Raw genomic sequence first — 18,774 nt, forward strand, 5'->3', positions numbered from 1 at the left:
ATGAACGCGCCTGCAAAACTGAATGAACAGATGGTGGTCGATACCGCTGCCATCCAGCCCCTGCCCAATTCCCGCAAGGTTTATGTCGAAGGCAGCCGCCCGGATATTCGCGTGCCGATGCGCGAAATCAGCCAGAGCGACACCCCCACCCAGTTTGGTGGCGAGCAAAATCCGCCCATCTATGTCTACGACACCAGCGGCATCTATTCCGACCCGGCGGCCAAGATCGACATCCAGAGCGGCCTGCCTGCCTTGCGTGCCGCCTGGATTGCCGAGCGTGGCGACACCGAGCAGCTGGCCGGCCTGTCCAGTGAATATGGTCGTGCCCGCGAGGCCGACAGCAAGCTGGACGACCTGCGCTTCAACCTGACACGCAAGCCGCGCCGCGCTCTGCCGGGCAAGAATGTCAGCCAGATGCACTATGCGCGCCAGGGCATCATCACCCCGGAGATGGAATACGTCGCCATTCGCGAAAGCCTGAACCGCAAGGCCTATATCGAGAGCCTGCAAGCAGCGGGTGGCAAGAATGCCAAGCTGCTGGAACTGATGACCCGCCAGCACGCCGGCCACAGCTATGGCGCGGCACTGCCGGAGGACATCACCCCGGAATTCGTGCGTCAGGAAGTGGCTGCCGGCCGCGCCATCATTCCCAACAACATCAACCACCCGGAATCCGAACCGATGATCATCGGCCGTAACTTCCTGGTGAAAATCAACGGCAATATCGGCAATAGCGCGGTAACGTCGTCGATTTCCGAGGAAGTGGACAAGATGACCTGGGGCATCCGCTGGGGTGCCGACACCATCATGGACTTGTCCACCGGCAAGAACATCCATGAAACCCGCGAGTGGATTCTGCGCAACTCGCCGGTTCCGATTGGCACCGTGCCCATCTACCAGGCGCTGGAAAAGGTGAATGGCAAGGCCGAGGACCTGACCTGGGAAATCTTCAAGGACACGCTGATCGAGCAGGCCGAGCAGGGCGTGGATTACTTCACCATTCACGCTGGTGTGCTGCTGCGCTATGTGCCGCTGACCGCCAATCGCATGACTGGCATTGTGTCGCGTGGTGGTTCCATCATGGCCAAGTGGTGTCTGGCCCATCATCAGGAAAACTTCCTGTACACGCATTTCGAAGAGATTTGCGAAATCATGAAGGCTTATGACGTGGCCTTCAGCCTGGGTGACGGCCTGCGTCCGGGCAGCGTGTGGGATGCCAATGACGCCGCGCAACTGGGCGAACTGAAAACCCTGGGCGAGCTGACGCAGCTGGCCTGGAAACACGATGTGCAGGTGATGATTGAAGGCCCCGGCCATGTGCCGATGCAGCTGATCAAGGAAAACATGGACAAGGAACTGGAGTGGTGCCACGAAGCGCCGTTCTACACCCTGGGCCCGCTGACCACCGACATCGCTCCGGGTTACGACCACATCACCTCGGCCATCGGTGCGGCGCAGATCGGCTGGTATGGCACGGCCATGCTGTGCTACGTCACCCAGAAGGAACACCTGGGTCTGCCCAACAAGGATGACGTCAAGGAAGGCATCATCACCTACAAGCTGGCCGCCCATGCGGCGGACCTGGCCAAGGGCCACCCCGGTGCGCAGATCCGCGACAACGCCTTGTCCAAGGCGCGTTTCGAATTCCGCTGGGAAGACCAGTTCAATCTGGGTCTGGATCCGGACAAGGCGCGCAGCTTCCATGACGAAACCCTGCCCAAGGACAGTGCCAAGGTGGCGCACTTCTGTTCCATGTGCGGCCCGCATTTCTGTTCGATGAAGATTACCCAGGATGTGCGCGAATTCGCCGCCCAGCAGGGCATCAGCGATGAGGCCGCGCTGCAGAAGGGCATGGAAGTGAAGTCGGTGGAGTTTGTGAAGGGTGGAGCCAAGCTGTACGACAAGATCTGATCTTGTCGATCTGCTGACTTATCCACAGGTCTGAAAAAAACGGCAGCTGCGGCTGCCGTTTTTCATGGTGACACTTTATCCACAGCCGTCAGGTTCATGCAGGGAGGCGGATAGCGACAGTCATGCCGGCATGCGGCTGTTTCCGGACGTCAGCCTTGTTGGCGGGCTGCTTGAAATTCCTTGTGTTTCAATGATTTGTCGAGTCCGGCTGTATTGTGGATAAATAGCGAAATACTGATTGGCTGTGGATAAAGCCATTCAAGCAAGCTGTTGCCCACTCCCCACTCCCCACTCCCCACACTGGTTCCATTCCATCCGCCGCGATTGGCTCTGCTCATGGAGCCATAAGCCGTGCAGCATGAAGGCTGATCCATCAAGGAGTTTGTCATGTCGCAGACTGTTCATATCCGCCCACTTGCCGCCGCAGATTTTGCTGCCTGGCTGCCCTTGTGGCAGGGCTATCTGGATTTCTATCACAGCAGTCAGAACGAGGCGGACACCGCCATCACCTGGCAGCGTTTTCTTGACCCGGCCGAGCCCATGCAGGCCTGGCTGGCCTGGCAGGGCGAGCAGGCGGTGGGGCTGGTGCATACGGTATTGCATCGCAGTAGCTGGACGCCGGGCAATTACTGTTATCTGCAGGATTTGTATGTACAGCCGGAGCTGCGCGGCACGGGAGCGGGACGGGCGCTGATCGAGCAGGTGTATGCCTATGCGGCAGATGCCGGCTGCAGCCGGGTGTACTGGCTGACCCACGAAAGCAATGCCACGGCGCGCCAGCTGTACGACCGGTTGGCTGACAATCTGGGCTTCATCCAGTACCGCAAGCAGCTGGTTTGAAGCTGGAGTATGGCTGGCGATGCGCTTATGCTGATGGCCTTACCACCAAGGACATGGTCATGATCAACGTCAGCATTCTCTATCCGTATAGCGCAACTGCCCGTTTCGATTTCGACTACTACCTGCAACAGCACATGCCGCTGGCCAGCCAGCTGCTGGCTCCGGCCCTGCTGGACATGCGGGTGGAGAAGGGCATCAGCGGCAGCCAGCCGGGCAGTCCCCCCAGTTTCACTGCGCTGTGCCAGCTGCAGTTCGAGTCGCTTGAGACATTTTTGGCGGCTTTCATGCCAATCGCCGAACAGTTGCAGGGTGATATCGCCAATTACACCGATATCACACCGCAAATCCAGTACAGCGAAATCCTGCTGGGCTAGTTTGTTGCCAGCTGAACGGCCAGTGCGCTAGGCCCCTGCTGTAATTGAATGCGCGGCGTGCCATGCCAGGCGGCCAGCTTGTGCAACATGGCAGCCAGATCGCGGCATAGCTGCGCGCTGGGCCGGATGCCGGCTTCCAGATACAGATGCTTGATTTCAAACACGCCTTGCTGGCGGTGGGCCTTGGCATCCATGCGTCCCACCAGCCGGCCACGGCTGAGCAGCGGCAACACGAAATAGCCAAACTGGCGCTTGGCCGCCGGGGTATAGCATTCGATGCGGTAATCAAAGCCAAACAATTCGCTGACACGCTTGCGGTCCCACACCAGCGGATCAAACGGCGACAGGGCGGTGCTATGGCCGGATTTGAGCTGGTCTGCGGCCGCCAGGGCCAATTCTTCCTGCAGGCTGTGATGGACAAACACATCATGCTGCCAGCCTTCGATGCGCGCTGGAATCAGCTCGCCCGCATCCGCCAGCTGGTGTAACAGGGCGTCGTACTTGCCGCGTTTCAGCCGGTAGTAATCGGCCACCCAGCCCGCCTTGACCACGCCCAGCGCCCGGCAGCTGTGGCGCACCATGTCGCGCTGCGCTGTTTCCGCGCTGGGCAGGTGGAGGGCATCGTCCCATTCCGGCATGACCCGTTCTGCCACGTCGTAGACGCGCTGAAAATTGCGCCGCTCCTTCACCATCAGCTGGCCCAGCGTGAACAGCACTTCCAGATGGCGTTTTTCCGGTTTCCAGTCCCACCAGCCATCGCCCTTGCCGGCACTGCGCTTGAAGTCGGCCGAACGCACCGGGCCGTGTTGCCTGACCTGTTCCAGTATCGCGTGCACGGCTGGCTGGTGTTGCTCCAGCCAGCGCTGCGGGTATTTCCAGCCCATGTGCGCCGGGTCCAGCATGCGGTGGCGCAGCAGGCGGTAATCCTCGCGCGGGACGAAACAGGCTTCGTGTGCCCAGTATTCAAACAGCTGGCCACTGGCCAGCGCGGCATCCAGCCAGGCCGGGTCGTAATGGCCCAGCCGGCTGTACAGCACCAGATAGGGGCTGCGCGCCACCACGCTGATGGTGTCGATCTGTAGCAAGGCCATGCGGCGGATGGCGCTCATCACATCAGCCGGGCCTGCCTTGCGGCGGGGCGGGGCCAGCAGCCCCTGGGCGGCCAGATGCAGCAGGCGGGCTTGTGGCAGGCTTAGGTGCAGGGTCATGGTGTGGGCTGACAGGAGACAGGACAGATGACTATAGCAAAGCCATTGCGCTTGTCGATTGCACTGTGTTCCGTTCCGCGCCATCCTGCAGTACTGCATCAGGAGCAAGAGGAAAAAATAATGATGGATACCGGCAAGCATCAGCTGGAGCAGCTATTTGCCCAGCTTGGTCTGGACAATGATGTCACGGCTATAAAAGTGTTTTTGGCGCGCCACTGGCTGGAGCCGGGACAGGCGCTGGCCGATGCGCCGTTCTGGAGTGCCGCCCAGGCAGAGTTTCTGCGGCAGGCCCTGGCCTGTGACGCGGAATGGGCCGAGGCGGTGGATGAGCTGGCTGCCTTGCTGAGCCAGAAATAGCCGTTGACGCTGCCATGGACGCGGGCTGCAGCTTTTGCTGGTGCAGCCCGCGTTTTTATTGTGCCCGCTGGGGGTGATCACCCGGTGGTGGGTAGCTCCCGACCGGCGAAGGCCATTGGTCCGGCGGGCTGATGACTGGCCTGACCGGTCTGCGGCAGGGTGAAGTAGCTGATGGCTGCTTGCAGCTCGTGCGCCATTTGTTCCATGGCGCTGGCCGAGCTGGCGGTCTGGTTGGCGGCGGTGCTGGTTTCTTCCGACATCTGTGCCACCTGTTCCACATTGCTGGCGATCATGGTGCCGGCTGCCTGTTGTTCGGCCAGTGCCACCGAAATGGCTCCCACCGACTGTTTGATGCTGTTGACATTGCCGTTGATGCCACTGACGGTATCACGCGCCTTGCCGGCCTGGCGCAGCCCGGTTTCCATGCGTTCCACCGTGGCGTGCACATTGCGGATCACCAGTTCGCTGCTTTCCAGCATCTCGCGGATCATGCTGCTGATTTCGGTGGTGGACTGGCCGGTGCGCTCGGACAGTTTGCGTACCTCGTCGGCCACCACGGCGAAGCCGCGGCCCTGTTCGCCGGCCCGTGCCGCTTCGATGGCCGCATTCAGCGCCAGCAGGTTGGTCTGGTCGGCCACGTCGCGAATGATGGCCACCACCTGGGAAATCTTCTGCGAGCGATCGCCCATCAGGTCGGCCTGCTGTTGTGACTGGTGAGCAAGGTCTGCCACCGACTGGATGGTTTGCAGCGTGTCGACAATCACCTGTTCACCGCTGTGTGCCAGCTCGCCGGAGGCCGAGGCGTCCTTGGCCACGTCCTGTGCATTGTCGCTGACCGAGCAGATGCTCACCGACAGTTGTTCGACCGAGGCCGACATCGAAGACGCGGCGCGGGTTTGTTCTTCCGCGCTGACGGCAACCTGCTCCGAGGCACTGGCCAGCTCGCTGGCGTGTACGGTCAGCTTGCCGGTAATGCCATCCAGGTGGCGCACCAGCCGGATCAGCTCGCTCTGCATGTGGGCCATCGACGCCACAATGCTGTGCTGGTCAGCGGAGCCCACTGGCAGCCGGTCTGCCAGATTGCCGCGGGCAATGCGGCTGGCCAGTGCCACCACATCATGCGGCTCGCCGCCCAGCTCGGCCAGCAGGCGGCGGATGATGAAGGCGGCCAGCAAGGCTCCCAGCACGATGCCGCCCAGCATCAGCCCCAGCGACAGGGCGGAGAAGGTGCGGGCATGGCTTTGCGAGCTGGCAAAGTTTTCGGCTGCCACCCGCAGCTGCAGGTCGATCAGGGCATTGATGCGGCTGGAAACGGGATCGATGGCGGGGTAGAGCTCCTTGTCCAGAAACTGTTGCAGCGCCGCCTGGTCTTTGGCCTGCACGATCTGGCGCAGCCGCACTATGCTGGCATCGGCCTGGTGCATGGCTTGTTCGGCCTGGTCGGCCAGGATTTTTTCGTCAGCAGTCAGATAGGTGGCACGGTAGTCGCCCCATTGCTGCTTGAGCGTGGCCTGTGCCTGGTCCAGGCCATTGAGGAAATCCGTCTGGCTCAGGCTGCCGGCGTGCAGCTTGTGGGCGGCATCGACGATATTGACCGCATAGCTGTCGCCAGCCAGCTTCAGCTGCTTGAGGCAGACCACGCGGTCGTTATAGGTGGTGGCAAAATCGGCCAGGATGTTTTGCTGGGTCAGCCAGCCAAAGCCGCCGACGCCCAGCGTGATCAGCTGCAGCAGGGCGATGAGCGCAAACAGCTTCTGGCCTATGGTAAGGCGGTCCGACATGATGATTACCCCCTGGATTCATCCGGAATGATGATTGGTTTTATATTGGTATTATCGTTGTAGTGTTGCTGACAGAGCGCTTGCAAGCCCTGTTTGGCAAGTTAAGTAAGCGCACTTAGTAGGCTTGCGCAGCGGGTCATCTTTTTGTCATGTGCTTGTCGCACAAGGGTATAAGCAGAGTTGACTGAAAATGGCGGGTGGCTATCTATAAGCTACTGATTACGTTATAATTCCGCCCCTTCCCATGGCGGTATCCGCCAGCAGGAAAGCCCTTTTTTCAAGTCAGGAATCGTCATGAGTCTGTTGTCGCACCAGATCGAGCTGCTGTCCCCCGCCAAAACCGCTGAAATCGGCCGGGAAGCCATCCTGCATGGCGCGGATGCGGTATATATCGGCGGCCCCAGCTTTGGTGCCCGGCACAATGCCAGCAACAGCCTCGAGGACATCGCCGGTCTGACCCGGTTTGCCCATCGCTACCATGCGCGCATCTTTGCCACGCTCAATACCATCCTGCACGACGCCGAGCTGGAAGCCGCGCGCAAGCTGATCTGGCAGCTGTACGACGCCGGGGTGGATGCACTGATCATCCAGGATATGGGCATCCTGCAGATGGACTTGCCGCCCATCGAACTGCATGCCTCCACCCAGTGCGATATCCGTGATGCCGACAAGGCGCGCTTTCTGGCCGATGCCGGCCTGTCGCAACTGGTGCTGGCGCGCGAACTGAGCATTCCCGACATCAAGCGCATTGCCGCCCGCGTCGGTGATGCTGCCACCATCGAATACTTCATCCACGGTGCCTTGTGCGTGGCCTTCTCCGGCCAGTGCTATATCAGCCATGCCGATACCGGGCGCAGTGCCAACCGCGGTGATTGCTCGCAAGCCTGTCGCCTGCCTTACACCCTGACCGACAAGGACGGCGGCGTGGTGGCCTTCGACAAGCATTTGCTGTCGATGAAGGACAATAACCAGAGCAAGAACCTGGAAGCCCTGCTGGATGCCGGCGTGCGTTCGCTCAAGATCGAAGGCCGCTACAAGGATGTGAGCTATGTGAAGAACATCACCGCGCACTACCGTCTGTTGCTGGATGAAATCATCGAGCGCCGCCCGGAACTGGCACCGGCCTCCAGCGGCAGCTGCGAGATCTTCTTTGCGCCGGACCCGGACAAGACCTTCCACCGTGGCAGTACCGATTACTTCGCCACCGGCCGCAAGATCGACATCGGCGCCTTTGATTCGCCCAAGTTTGTCGGCGTGGCGCTGGGTGTGGTGCACAAGGTGGGGCCTGACTGGCTGGAGATTGCCACCCCGGAGACCATGAGCAATGGCGACGGCATCAACTTCATGAAAAAGCGTGAAGTGGTGGGCATGCAGCTCAATACCGTCAAGCAGATCGGCCATGTGCCGGGCGGCCACCTGCTGTGGCGTTGCCAGCCGAATGATCCGGCCTTGCTGCAAGGGCTGAAGCCGGGGACCGATCTGTGCCGTAACCGCGATCACGCCTGGGAACTGGCGCTGCTGAAAAAGTCGGCTGAACGCAAGGTCGGGGTATGGCTGACGCTGAGCGAACAGGCCGATGGCCTGCAGCTGACGGTGAGCGATGAGGATGGCTGTAGTGCCAGCGCCAGCGCCGTGCTGGCACTGGAGCCGGCCAAGGATGCCGCCAAGGCGGAAAGCGGCCTGCGTGACAACCTGGCCAAGCTGGGCAATACCATGTTTGTTGCCCACGACGTGAGCTTGCAGCTGAGCCAGCCGTGGTTTGTGCCGGCATCGGCCATCAATGCCTTGCGCCGCGAGGCTATCGAACAGCTGGAACAGGCCAGGCTGGACGGATGGCTGCGGCCGCAGCGCAAGGCGGCGGTGGAGCCGCCGGTGGAATACCCGGAAAAGACGCTGAGCTATCTGGCCAATGTCTACAACCAGCTGGCCTGGCAGTTCTATCGCAAGCACGGGGTGGAGGTGATCGAGGCGGCTTACGAGGCGCATCAGGAAGAGGGCGAGGTCAGCCTGATGATTACCAAGCACTGCCTGCGCTTTTCCTACAATCTCTGTCCCAAGCAGGCCAAGGGGGTGAAGGGGGTGATGGGCCAGGTGCGCGCCGAGCCGATGACGCTGAAATCCGGCAATGAAACCTACACCCTCAAATTTGAATGCCGTCCCTGTGAAATGCATGTGATGGGCAAGATGAAAAAGCACATCCTGAAAGCGCCGGCTCCCAGCGAGATTCCCTACACCGCGCCGATGACCTTCTTCAAGCAACGTCCGCAATAAGGTCGCAGCCATGGCGGATATCGAACGACTGGAAACCTGGGTCAAGTACAAGAACGGCCTGTGCAGCGACTGCATGGGCAGCTGCTGTTCCATGCCGGTGGAAGTGCGCCTGCCCGATCTGGTGCGCATGGGTGTGGTGGACGAATTCGAGCTGGAAGAACCGATCAAGAACATTGCCAAGCGGCTGGAAAAGCAGCGGGTGATCCAGCACTTCAACTTCAAGCATGGCATCTTCACCCTGATGCGCCGCGCCAATGGCGACTGCCACTATCTGGACCAGCAGAGCAGGCTGTGTACCATTTACGAGCGCCGGCCCAATACCTGCCGCAACCATCCCAAGGTTGGTCCCAAGCCCGGCTTTTGCGCCTATACCCGCAATCCCAAGGCGGCGCGCCCGGTACAGCCGGTGAAGCTATCTGGCTGATGTAGTGGCAGTTTCACGTGAAACCGCCGTCACTTCCAAGCAAAGGACAAGCATGAACCCCGTATTAGCCCTGATGGCCTTTGCCATCGGCGTGGTGGTGCCGCTGCAGGCGGCGGTCAACAATCAGCTCAAACTGCTGCTGAATGGCAGTACCGTGCTGGCGGCGATGATTTCCTTTGCCGTGGGAACCCTGAGCCTGATCCTGCTGGCCGTGTTCACCGGCCAGAAATTCAGCGGGTTGAGCCAGCTGGCGCGTGGCGAGTGGTGGATGTTTCTGGGTGGGTTGCTGGGTGCCTTCTTTGTATTCGGCACCACCTTGCTGGCTCCGCGGCTGGGGGTGGCCACCATGCTGTCGCTGATCATCGCCGGCCAGGTGTGCACCTCCTTGCTGTTTGACCGCTTTGGCTGGCTGTCCATGCCGCTGCGCGATATCAACCTGCCACGGCTGGCGGGCGCGGCGCTGGTGGTGGCGGGGGTATTGCTGGTGAATTTTGGCGACAAGTGGTTTGGCCGCTAAGAGCGGCTGACAGAATAGCGTAGCCTCCCTGAGGCAAGGCGCGCCGACGCAGACAGTACAAGGGTACGGCAAGGAGGCGCAGCGCAGCAGCAGGTTTTTTGTCAGCGGCGCTAAGCAAACAGGGGCTGGTCGGAGAGACCAGCCCCTTTGTCTTTTGCTGCCTGATCAGGGCAGGCGCGGTGGCGGATAATAGGGCGTGTTGTAGCGTTGCTGACCGGGCAACTGATTGCCCTTGGCATACATGCACTGCTCGTAGGCGATATTGTAGCGGTACTGGGCATCGCGCCCGCTGTAGCCAGCCTGGCCACTCCCGGTGGCGGTACCGGCAATCAGGCCCATGCCAGCGCCCACGCCCGCTCCCTGATGGCCACCCATCAAGGCTCCAGCCGCGGCCCCGACCACCGTACCCAGTGCCATATTGCCCGCCATGGCATTGGTGGAGGCATCGGCACTGCTGCCGCCGCTATTGGCTTCGGCATACTGGCGGCATTGCTGTTCCTCCTGGGCAAATACCTCGAACGGTTTGCCCGCTGCCGGCATGACCGCCACCGTCGGACCGAGTGGTACGGTGCTGCAAGCGCTCAGGCCGATGGCTGCCAGTGGCAACCACAACAGTTTGTTCATGATGGCGCGTCCTGTGTTATCTGGGTGGCTGTGCCGGCACGGTTTTCCAGCCGCCAGGGCATTCGCTGACATAGGGGTAGTACTGCTTGACCGCCTTGCAGTAGTACCAGACCTGGGCCGCTTCCGGACTGGCCACGGCTGCGGGTGGCGGTGGCACGGCCGGCGCTGCAGGCACTGCCGGTGCGCTCACGACAACGGGTGGCACGTAGGGATCGGGATAGGGATAGACCGGGGCGCTATACCAGTACCAGACACCACCGGTGACCCACCACCAGCCAAGCCGGCCATGGTAATAGCCGTGGTTCCAGTAACCATCATGCCAATGTGCAAAATGCGGTGGCCCGTAGTAGTAAACGCCACGGTGTGCCTGGGCGGCCGGGGCGCTGGCCAGCATGGTGCCGGCTAGCAAGGCAAGGCCGGCAAAGCGTGTCAGAGAGTTCATGGTGCTTTCCTGCACTCACCCCGCCAGCAGCGGCTTGGCCGGTGGTGCTGCGGGGTGATGGCTGCGGATGTCAGGCTCAGTTTTTCGGCAGCGGGGCGGAAGCCTGGCGATGGTGTTGCATATGCTGCATGCCGCTGTGCATGCGCTGGCCTTCCTGATCAAACAGCTTTTGCTGTTCCGGGCTCAGTTGCTGGTACAGCGCCTTGGTGGCCGCCACATGCTTCTGCATCATTTCCAGATGCTGTTGCATCATCTGCAGGCGACCATCCAGCTGTTCCGGCAGCTTGGCGTCCGCTTTGGCGGCTGGCTTGTCTTGTCCCGGCAGCGGCTTGATGGCGGCAATATAGCTTTTCCAGGCCGACTCTTGCGCCGGCTGGATCTTCAGCTGGTCATGCAGCATCTGCAGGTGCTTTTCCATCATGGCTTGGCGTTTGGCGGGGTCCATCTGCCACATGTGTTGCTTCATGTCATCGCCACCCATGGCACAATCACCCTTGCCCATGGCGTGAACGGTGGTGGCAGCCGCGCTGCCCAGCAGACCGACAATCAACAGCGATTTGATCAGTTTCATGGTGCTTTTCCTTGTACCGGTGAAAATGGATGGGAGCAGTATCTGCCGCAGATGTCAGCCAAGTATTGCGCGGAGGCCGTCAAATGTTAGCAATGATGAATCGCTCGACTGCTGATGGCCCGGAATACGGCTGGCCGTTTGTCCGTGGCGCGGCTACACTGCGTCGTTTTTCCATGTGGCGCTGTCCGGGCGCTCAGCAACAGGATGATTCACATGAGCGACACTCCGCCCAATGACCCGCTGCACGGCATGACGCTGGAAAAGATCCTGCTGGCGCTGGTCGAGCGTTTTGGCTGGCCCGAGCTGGGCCGGCGCATTGCCATCCGCTGTTTCAACCAGGACCCCAGCATCAAATCCAGCCTGGTGTTTTTGCGCCGTACACCCTGGGCCCGTGCCCAGGTGGAGGCCCTGTACATTGAAATGAAAACCCGCCCATCCAGCACGGCCGGCAAGGATGGCCGCCCCCGGCTGTTTGCACCCAAACAGGGTTGAGGCTTGAAATTGCCAGGGTGTCGCCCCAGTTGAACAGGATGAGTCCGGTGCCGTGCCGGTGCCGCTGTGCTGCAGTCGCTGTTTTTCCGAACAGGAGATGTGATGAAACTCTACTACTCGCCGGGAGCCTGCTCCCTGTCGCCGCATATCGTGCTGCATGCCGCTGGGCTGCCGTTCAGCGTGGAAAAGGTCAATCTGCGCGCACAACCGCATGTAACAGCCAGCGGCGTGGAATTCAGCAGCATCAACCCCAAAGGCTATGTGCCGGCCCTGCAGCTGGAAGATGGCACGGTGCTGAGCGAAGGTGTGGCCATCGTGCAGTATCTCGCCGACCTGGTGCCGGAGCGCAAGCTGGCACCGGCCAACGGCACGCTGGCGCGCTACCGGCTGCAAGAGTGGCTGAACTACATTGCCACCGAGATTCACAAGAGTTTCTCGCCGCTGTTTTATCCCGGCAGTGACGAGGTGAAGAATGCCGCCTGGGACAAGCTCACTGTGCGCTTTGCCATCGTGGAGGCGCAGCTGGCCAGCGCCCCCTATCTGCTGGGCGAGGATTTCAGCGTGGCGGATGCCTATTTGTTTACCTGCCTGAACTGGGTACACATGGTGCACCGTTCGCTGGCCGACTTCCCGGCCATCAGCGCCTTCATGCAGCGGGTGCAGGCGCTGCCGGCGGTGCAGGCGGCGCTGCAGGACGAAGGCTTGTTGCGCTAGGGCGCGAGCCGCTGACGATCACCCGACGCCCGCTTGCGGGCGTTTTGTTTTGCATGAGCCCTGTGGTTTCACGTGAAACCGCAAACCGGAGATAAGCGCGATGAGCGAGCAGCGTTTGATTGACACCACGGCACTGGAAACGGCACTGCAGCAGTTTGCCGATGCACGCGACTGGCAGCGTTTTCACACCCCGCGCAACCTGATGCTGGCCCTGACCGGGGAGGTGGGCGAGCTGGCGGAAATCTTCCAGTGGCTGACCGACGAGGAAGTGGCCCGGCTGGCAGACGACCCGGCGCGCTTCACCCATTTGCAGGAAGAGGTGGCCGATGTGCTGCTGTATCTGGTGCGGCTGGCCAGTGTGCTGCAGCTGGATCTCAATGCCGCGGTCTGCGACAAATTGCAGAAAAATGCCGTCAAATATCCGGCACCCGTCGTGCTGCCACCAGCCGCTTGATGTCGGGCAAGCTTGCTGCACTGGTTTTTTGCCTGCCGCGTCAGTGCTCGACTAAGCTTGGCAACAATAAATAGCAGGTGCAGGAGACAGCAGATGCAGCAGGAAATCATGCAACTGGCCAGTGCCATCAGGCAGGCTGGGCATGTCGTGGTACTGAGTGGTGCCGGCATGAGTACCGAATCCGGCATACCGGATTTTCGTTCGGCCAAGGGGCTGTGGCAGCAGGGCATGCGGCTGGAAGAACTGGTATCCATCGATTACTTCCGTGCCGATCCGGAAGCCTTCTGGCATAGCTTCAAGCAGCTGTTCCATACCAAGTTGCTGGGCAATTACCAGCCCAATGCCGGCCATCGCTTTTTGGCCTGGCTGGAAGCCACGGGCAAGCAGGTGTCGATACTGACGCAGAATATCGACGGCCTGCATGGCGTGGCCGGCAGCCAGCATGTACTGGAACTGCATGGCACGCTGCGCAGTGCCAGCTGCCCTGGCTGTAGCCGGCAGCAGGGGCTGGATTATATCAACCATCATGTCCTGCCACTGTGTCCCCACTGCATGGACGTGCTGAAGCCGGACGTGGTGTTGTATGGCGAGCCGGTGCCGCTGATCGAGCGTGCTTTCGAGCTGGCCGTGTCGGCCGATCTGCTGCTGGTACTGGGGTCCTCGCTGGAAGTGTCGCCAGTCAACCTGATTCCACTGGAGGCAGCACGGGCTGGCGTGCCAACCGCGCTGGTCAATTACACGCCCACCCGCATGGATGCGGTATTCGCCATCCGTCTCGCAGCCGGCATCGGCGACAGCTGCCAGCAACTGTCAACCTTGCTGGGCTGAGCGGGCTGCCGGCCTGACCGTGCTGGCTGGATTTTTCATCAAGGACATTCTATTTTTCAATGGTTTCTACCAACTGAATAAATAGGATGACCATGACAGACATCAATTGGACGCATTGGGTGGACCTGGCAATCCAGGCCGGCATCAATATCGTTTCCGCCATTGTGCTGTGGGTGGTGGGGCGCTGGTTTATCGGCCTGGCCGGGCGGCTGATGGAAGAGCAGCTGGTGGCCAGAAAACTCGATCCCACGCTGCGTCGCTATGCACACTCGTTTCTGTCGGTCAGCCTGACCGTGGTGCTGGTCATTGCCATGCTGGGTTTCTTCGGCGTGCAAACCGCCAGCTTCGCCGCCATCATCGGTGCTGCCGGCGTGGCCATCGGCCTGGCCTGGAGCGGCCTCTTGGCCAATTTTGCCGCCGGCATCTTCCTGGTGGTACTGCGCCCCTTCAAGGTGGGCGATGTGGTCAGCGTGGCCGGCATTACCGGTACGGTGAAGGAAGTGGGGCTGTTTTCCACCATCATCGATACGCCGGACAATGTGATGACACTGATCGGCAACAACAAGATTTTCTCGGAAAACATCCAGAACTACAGCGCCAACGGCTATCGCCGGGTAGACCTGAAGGCGCAGCTGGCTGCCAGTGCCGATCATGCGCTGGCCATCAGCCTGCTGCGCGAGAAGATTGCCGCCATTCCCAATGTGCTGGCCGAGCCGCCCGTCAGTGTGGATCTGCTGGAATTCACCGCGCTGGGACCGGTGCTGGCCGTACGCCCCTACTGCCGGCCCGAGCATTACTGGCAGGTGTATTTCGATAGCAACCGGGTGATTCGCGAAGCCCTGTCCGCCGCTGGTTTCCCCGGCCCGGAACATGCCATGGTGTTGCGCCAGAGCTGAGCTGGCTTGCCGAATACACAAGAAAAAGCCCGCCATTGGCGGGCTTTGTCGTTTACAGAAAGCGCAACGGATCCAGCCGCCACTTGGCAGGGGATTCGTGGCTGATGATCTTGTCGCCACCACCGGCCCCCATGCCGCGCGACAGGTCGACGATTTCCGGCGGGATATAGGTATTGCTCTTGCTGCTGAAAAACACCTTTACCTTGGGTGAAACCAGGTTATTGTCGTTTTGCTCGATCACCACCCCCAGCCGGCCGCTTTCCAGCCGCACCAGGGTGCCGATGGGATAGATGCCGATACAGCGCATGAAGGCCTGCACCAGCACCGGATTGAAGTGGAATTTCGACCATTCGAAAATCTTGCGCAGGGCATCGGTGGGGGCCATGCCCTTGTGGTAGCAGCGGTCGGAGGTCAGTGCATCGTAGACATCGACAATGGCCGCCATCTGCCCCAGCTGCGAGATTTGCTCACCCTTCAGCCCTTCGGGATAGCCACTGCCATCGTGGCGCTCGTGGTGCTGGGCGGCCACTTTGACCGCCGTATCGGAAATGCCCTTGGTGGCCAGCAGGATCTGCTTGCTTTCCACCACATGGCATTTCATCACGGCGAATTCCTGTTCGGTGAGCTTGCCCGGTTTGTTGAGGATGCTGTCCGGCACCTTCATCTTGCCGATATCGTGCAGCATGCCGCCAATGCCGGCATGGTGGATCACCTCGCGGCTCATGTTCATGGCATTGCAAAAGCTGACCATCAGTGCGCCGACGCTGACCGAATGCTGGAAGGTATAGTCGTCCTTGTCCTTGATACGGCACAGCGACAGCAGGGCACCGCCGTTGCGCAGGATGGAGCTGGTCATCTTTTCGATGGAAGGCTCCACCATTTCCAGTTCCACCTGCTTGCCCAGCCGCACATCCTGCAGAATGCTGCGCACGATGAGGTTGGCCTCATTGTGAATCAGCTGGGCACGGCCGAATTCCGCCGCCGCCTCCACCCGGCGCTCCACCGGGACTTCGTGGCTGGCCAGCTCGATGATTTCCTGTTCCAGCTTGTGCTTGACTTCGCCCACCGTGGGCGCGTGGGCGACATCCAGCCCCTTGCGGGTATCGATATACACCTGGTGGATGCCGGAATCGGCGATCTTGTGAATGGCGCTTTCATCACTGACCAGAAAACGCTTCAGCAAAAACGGATGTGACATCCAGTCGCAGTTCAGGTCGTGAATGTACATGCCAACCTTGAGATCGGACACCTCGATGCACTTGATCATTGCTTGTGCTCTAACTTGATGGCTGCAAAAGGTGCGGCACTGGTCTCTGGGATAAAAAGCAATACGGTTACCAATATTGTAAATTATCTGCGGCAAAAGAGGAGCCGACTCCATCGGAAGGCTGTGGACTTTGTGATATGGTGGCCGGCCCTTGTTGCCGATCCTGCCTGAAAGCCCGTCATGGATTGCCGTCTGCATTGCGCGGCCTGTTGCATCGCGCCCTCCATTTCCTCACCCATTCCGGGCATGCCGCAGGGCAAGCCGGCCGGGGTGCGCTGCGTCCAGCTCAGTGCCGACAATCTGTGCCTGCTGTTTGGCCGGCCGGAGCGGCCTGCGGTGTGTTCCGGCCTGCAGCCTTCTGCCGAAATGTGCGGCGAAAGCAACAGTCACGCCCTGGCCTGGCTGACCCTGCTGGAAGAAAAAACCGCCCCCTGAAGCCAGGCCAGCTCTGGCGGCATAAGGAAGACCCTAGCGGATTTCATGGCCGGCGTATTTGCGCTGGCGCATGCATTGCACCGGCATTGCTGGCCCTTGCCCGGACTCTCCCCCAATATGTTAAAGAGTTTGTACTGAAACGCCGTATATTAGGCTTACAGTTAAAAAAACAGCTTATCGGGGGTAAAAGCATGGCGACAGCAAAATGGGGTCATCTCAGTACACGCATCATCGTGGTAGCGGCGGCAGCGATTGCCATCGGCTTTGCCGTGATGATCAGCCTGATCGCCTGGCAGAGCTACACGGCTGCCGTCGATGTGGGTTACAAGCTGGCCTCCGAACAGGCCAGCAGTTATGCCAAGGACGCTGAAAGCGATTTCGACAAGGGCTTCACCCTGCCACGCCATCTGGCCGACTCCATCCTCGGCATCAAGCGTGTGGCGCCGCTGGATCGCAAGCTGGCAGACAACATGATCCAGCAAATGCTGGATGATGCTCCGCAATCGGTGGGGTTATGGATGCTGTGGGAGCCCAATGCCTTTGATGGCAATGACAATGCCTTCCGCCTGGACTGGCCGCGGCATGACCCGACCGGTCGTTACCAGCCCTACATCACCAAGAATGCCCAGGGCAAGGCACAGATGGACGTGATGATGTCGGCCGACCGGGTAAAGGAATTCCCCAAGTTCAAGGACCACCCGGAAAGCTATCAGCCCGATTATGAAAAATCCGGCTGGGGCGATTTCTACTACGTGCCCAAGCAACGTGGCCGCGACACCATTACCGAGCCTTACCCGTATGAAGTGCAGGGCAAGATGATTCTGGAAAGCTCGCTGGCCGTGGTGATGAAGGATGCGGCAGGCAAGATGCTGGGCGTATCGGCCACCGATGTGGCGCTGGACCAGCTGCAAAAACGCTTTGGTGCCATCCATCTGTATGAAAGCGGTTTTATCCGCATGGTGTCCGAAGGCGGCCTGTATGTGGTGACGGCCAAACCGGAACTGCTGGGCAAGCCGGTGCCCAAGGACGACGCGCTGGCCGGACATCTGGAGCAGATCAAGAAAGGCGAGGACTTCGTCTATGAAGACGGTGGTTTCACCCATTTCTTCCACCCGGTGAAAGTGGGCAATACCGGCCAGTTCTGGACACTGGGCGTATCCATCCCGACGGCAGCGATTACCGCCGATGCCAGAAAACAGTGCCTGACCGCCATCCTGATTGGCGTGGTGGCACTGGTGGTGATCCTGCTGGTATTGACGGCGGTGGTACGCGCACTGACCCGGCCGCTCAACCAGCTGGCCGACACCATGGACCAGCTGGCCTCCGGTCGTGGCGATCTCACCATTCGCATGCAGATTGCCAATCGCGATGAAATCGGCCGTACCGCCGATGCCTTCAACCGCTTTATCGGCAGCCTGCGCGACATGTTTGTCGAGGTGCGCCAGCAAAGCCACGAGGTGAGCGCCGCGGCCGCCAGCCTCGCCGATTCTGCCAGCCAGGTGCAACAGGCATCGGCCAGCCAGTCTGATGCCGCCAGTGCCACCGCTGCCGGGGTGGAGCAGGTGACGGTGAGCGTGCATCACATTGCCGATACCGCACAGGCGGCGGAAATCACTGCGCGCGAAACCGGCGAGTTGACCGAGCAGAGCGTGGCCACGGTCAACCGCATCACCGCGGAAATCCAGCGCATGACCAGCAGCATGCAGGCGCTGGCCGAACGCATGAACGGCCTGGGCGAGCGCTCGGAAGAAGTCAGCACCATCGTGCGGGTGATCAAGGACATTGCCGACCAGACCAATCTGCTGGCGCTGAACGCGGCCATCGAGGCGGCCCGTGCCGGTGAAATGGGCCGCGGCTTTGCCGTGGTGGCCGACGAAGTGCGCAATCTGGCCGGACGTACCGCCGAGGCCACCGTACAGATTACCCGCATCGTCAATGCCATCGGCAGCGAAACCCGCGAGGCGGTGGACGATGTGAGAAACAGCCGCGAGCAGGTGACGCTGAGTGTGGCGGTGGCCGATGAGGCCAACGAAGCAATGAGTACCGTGCTGGGCCGCAGCCAGGGCCTGGTGGCCAGCATTGTCGACATTGCTGCCTCCACCCGCGAACAGTCCACGGCCAGCCAGGAGATCGCCCAGAATGTGGAGCGCATCAGCTCCATGGCGCAGAGCAATAGCCATGTGGTGCGGCAGGTGTCGGATTCGGTGGCACAGCTGCGCGAACTGTCGGCCAATCTGGAAAGCCTGGTCAGCAATTTCAAGCTGTAAACCCGGCTGACCGGCGCAGTTTCACGCCACCCTGCGGGGTGGCGTTTTGCTGGCAGGCTGCCACAGAATGGCGGCACAAACCCTGTGTATTGTGAGGCGTT

At 60.6% G+C, this 18,774-nt stretch carries 20 protein-coding genes; 14 read left to right on the top strand and 6 right to left on the bottom strand.

Translation table 11 applies throughout. The features are described 5' to 3' along the window. From thiC to DFR38_RS11075, 3 genes are all read left to right on the top strand, one after another. Window positions 1-1,911: a phosphomethylpyrimidine synthase ThiC gene (gene thiC / locus DFR38_RS11065; protein ID WP_059284383.1), complete on the top strand. Its 1,911-nt coding sequence runs from the start codon at window positions 1-3 to the stop codon at window positions 1,909-1,911. Window positions 1,912-2,298: 387 nt separating this feature from the next. After that, window positions 2,299-2,751 carry a GNAT family N-acetyltransferase gene (locus DFR38_RS11070; protein WP_059284384.1) on the top strand — a complete coding sequence of 151 codons (453 nt, stop codon included), beginning with the start codon at window positions 2,299-2,301 and terminating at the stop codon, window positions 2,749-2,751. 59 nt (window positions 2,752-2,810) lie between these two features. Next, window positions 2,811-3,125, top strand: a complete 315-nt coding sequence (locus tag DFR38_RS11075; RefSeq protein ID WP_059284408.1) for an EthD family reductase — start codon at window positions 2,811-2,813, stop codon at window positions 3,123-3,125. On the opposite strand, the gene DFR38_RS11080 is transcribed toward DFR38_RS11075, so the two are convergent. Continuing rightward, window positions 3,122-4,333, bottom strand: coding sequence for a winged helix-turn-helix domain-containing protein (locus tag DFR38_RS11080; protein WP_059284385.1), 1,212 nt, complete (start codon window positions 4,331-4,333; stop codon window positions 3,122-3,124). The genes DFR38_RS11075 and DFR38_RS11080 overlap by 4 nt on opposite strands. A 27-nt stretch (window positions 4,334-4,360) precedes the next feature. On the opposite strand from DFR38_RS11080, the gene DFR38_RS11085 reads away from it, so the two are divergent. Further along, entirely contained in the window at window positions 4,361-4,690 is a 330-nt protein-coding gene (locus tag DFR38_RS11085; protein WP_239688492.1) for a DUF2789 domain-containing protein, read from the top strand. A gap of 77 nt (window positions 4,691-4,767) precedes the next feature. On the opposite strand, the gene DFR38_RS11090 is transcribed toward DFR38_RS11085, so the two are convergent. Continuing rightward, complete coding sequence (locus tag DFR38_RS11090) at window positions 4,768-6,471, bottom strand: methyl-accepting chemotaxis protein (protein ID WP_059284386.1); 1,704 nt, start codon at window positions 6,469-6,471, stop codon at window positions 4,768-4,770. A 294-nt stretch (window positions 6,472-6,765) separates the two neighbouring features. On the opposite strand from DFR38_RS11090, the gene DFR38_RS11095 reads away from it, so the two are divergent. Genes DFR38_RS11095 through DFR38_RS11105 form a run of 3 tightly spaced genes read left to right on the top strand, consistent with a single transcriptional unit; the run spans window position 6,766 to window position 9,683 of the window. Beyond that, window positions 6,766-8,742, top strand: coding sequence for a peptidase U32 family protein (locus DFR38_RS11095; protein WP_059284387.1), 1,977 nt, complete (start codon window positions 6,766-6,768; stop codon window positions 8,740-8,742). A 10-nt stretch (window positions 8,743-8,752) separates the two neighbouring features. Further along, on the top strand, window positions 8,753-9,166 hold the full coding sequence (locus DFR38_RS11100) for a YkgJ family cysteine cluster protein (RefSeq protein WP_059284388.1): 414 nt from the start codon (window positions 8,753-8,755) through the stop codon (window positions 9,164-9,166). A 52-nt stretch (window positions 9,167-9,218) separates the two neighbouring features. Next, on the top strand, window positions 9,219-9,683 hold the full coding sequence (locus DFR38_RS11105) for a DMT family transporter (RefSeq protein ID WP_059284389.1): 465 nt from the start codon (window positions 9,219-9,221) through the stop codon (window positions 9,681-9,683). 165 nt (window positions 9,684-9,848) lie between these two features. Here the strand turns inward: DFR38_RS11105 and DFR38_RS11110 are convergent, their stop codons facing one another. The 3 genes from DFR38_RS11110 to DFR38_RS11120 form a co-directional block, all read right to left on the bottom strand. Beyond that, window positions 9,849-10,307, bottom strand: a complete 459-nt coding sequence (locus DFR38_RS11110; RefSeq protein ID WP_059284390.1) for a glycine zipper family protein — start codon at window positions 10,305-10,307, stop codon at window positions 9,849-9,851. A 16-nt stretch (window positions 10,308-10,323) separates the two neighbouring features. Next, the gene (locus DFR38_RS11115) at window positions 10,324-10,749 is read right to left on the bottom strand and encodes a hypothetical protein (protein ID WP_110313395.1); all 426 of its coding nucleotides are present in this window, start codon (window positions 10,747-10,749) and stop codon (window positions 10,324-10,326) included. A 76-nt stretch (window positions 10,750-10,825) separates the two neighbouring features. Then, window positions 10,826-11,320 (bottom strand): Spy/CpxP family protein refolding chaperone, encoded by a 495-nt coding sequence (locus DFR38_RS11120; RefSeq protein ID WP_059284392.1) that lies wholly within the window; start codon window positions 11,318-11,320, stop codon window positions 10,826-10,828. A gap of 213 nt (window positions 11,321-11,533) precedes the next feature. On the opposite strand from DFR38_RS11120, the gene DFR38_RS11125 reads away from it, so the two are divergent. The 5 genes from DFR38_RS11125 (at window position 11,534) to DFR38_RS11145 (ending at window position 14,704) form a co-directional block, all read left to right on the top strand. Then, the gene (locus DFR38_RS11125) at window positions 11,534-11,812 is read left to right on the top strand and encodes a VF530 family protein (RefSeq protein WP_059284393.1); all 279 of its coding nucleotides are present in this window, start codon (window positions 11,534-11,536) and stop codon (window positions 11,810-11,812) included. A gap of 102 nt (window positions 11,813-11,914) precedes the next feature. After that, the gene (gene gstA / locus DFR38_RS11130; protein WP_059284394.1) at window positions 11,915-12,526 is read left to right on the top strand and encodes a glutathione transferase GstA; all 612 of its coding nucleotides are present in this window, start codon (window positions 11,915-11,917) and stop codon (window positions 12,524-12,526) included. Window positions 12,527-12,626: 100 nt separating this feature from the next. Then, window positions 12,627-12,980: a nucleotide pyrophosphohydrolase gene (locus tag DFR38_RS11135; protein WP_059284395.1), complete on the top strand. Its 354-nt coding sequence runs from the start codon at window positions 12,627-12,629 to the stop codon at window positions 12,978-12,980. 93 nt (window positions 12,981-13,073) lie between these two features. Then, window positions 13,074-13,808, top strand: coding sequence for an NAD-dependent protein deacylase (locus tag DFR38_RS11140; protein WP_059284396.1), 735 nt, complete (start codon window positions 13,074-13,076; stop codon window positions 13,806-13,808). Between the two features lie 92 nt (window positions 13,809-13,900). After that, window positions 13,901-14,704, top strand: coding sequence for a mechanosensitive ion channel family protein (locus DFR38_RS11145; protein WP_082693237.1), 804 nt, complete (start codon window positions 13,901-13,903; stop codon window positions 14,702-14,704). A gap of 52 nt (window positions 14,705-14,756) precedes the next feature. Here DFR38_RS11145 and DFR38_RS11150 read toward each other — a convergent pair whose 3' ends face one another. Further along, complete coding sequence (locus DFR38_RS11150) at window positions 14,757-15,971, bottom strand: cyclic di-GMP phosphodiesterase (protein WP_110313396.1); 1,215 nt, start codon at window positions 15,969-15,971, stop codon at window positions 14,757-14,759. A 180-nt stretch (window positions 15,972-16,151) separates the two neighbouring features. Here DFR38_RS11150 and DFR38_RS11155 point away from each other — a divergent pair, with 180 nt between their 5' ends. Together DFR38_RS11155 and DFR38_RS11160 are read left to right on the top strand one after the other, a co-directional pair. Further along, entirely contained in the window at window positions 16,152-16,406 is a 255-nt protein-coding gene (locus DFR38_RS11155; RefSeq protein WP_059284398.1) for a YkgJ family cysteine cluster protein, read from the top strand. A gap of 191 nt (window positions 16,407-16,597) precedes the next feature. Next, window positions 16,598-18,673, top strand: coding sequence for a methyl-accepting chemotaxis protein (locus tag DFR38_RS11160; RefSeq protein ID WP_059284399.1), 2,076 nt, complete (start codon window positions 16,598-16,600; stop codon window positions 18,671-18,673). Window positions 18,674-18,774: the final 101 nt, after the last annotated feature.

Source organism: Aquitalea magnusonii, from assembly GCF_003202035.1.
Lineage (GTDB): Bacteria > Pseudomonadota > Gammaproteobacteria > Burkholderiales > Chromobacteriaceae > Aquitalea > Aquitalea magnusonii.